Annotated in this window: 1 protein-coding gene; it reads left to right on the top strand. The window is 41.8% G+C overall.

Annotated elements, in window-relative coordinates:
* The coding region (locus RCO25_RS34705; RefSeq protein ID WP_309000585.1) for a WD40 repeat domain-containing protein at window positions 1-557 on the top strand (557 nt) is incomplete at both ends.

Below are 557 nucleotides of genomic sequence, written 5' to 3'. Positions count from 1 at the left end.
GCGGAGGATGGCAAGCGTCTGGCAATTGGTACGCACAGTAATCAAGCTTTAATGTATGACGCAGATGGAAACCAACTATTTGAAGTGAAAACAGGCAATGTTGTCACAGGAGTTGAACTGCTTACTAACGGAAATTTATTTATATCTTCAGATGACCGTCATCTATACTCCTATGACCAAGACGGTGTACAACTGTGGGATATCGATATGAAGAAACAAGTCAAGAGCATTTCTGCTTCACAAGATGGTACTGTTTTTGCATTGGTTGCCCAGCGTTCCGATCAGTTGCTATTCATCGATGCAGCTACTGGTGAACAGAATGATGAAGTTACAATCGGAACGACAATGAAATATGTCAAGGTATCTCCGAACGGGAAATGGATTGCCGTTGCTGCAACGGATCAATATGCTTACCTCATTAATGAGAATAAAGAGATTGTTTATAAAGCAGGTGCAAGTGACCAAATTCAAGGTATTGCCGTGTCGGATGAGGGCGTTATGGCCATCGGAACGAAATCGAGTACGGTAGAATTATTTAATCAAGATGGAAAAGCAAG

It is taken from the genome of Paenibacillus sp. LHD-38 (assembly GCF_031157315.1).
In the GTDB taxonomy this organism is placed as follows: domain Bacteria; phylum Bacillota; class Bacilli; order Paenibacillales; family Paenibacillaceae; genus Pristimantibacillus.
Note: the sequence above shows the minus strand (reverse complement) of the source record. Positions and strands in the feature narration are given on the sequence as shown.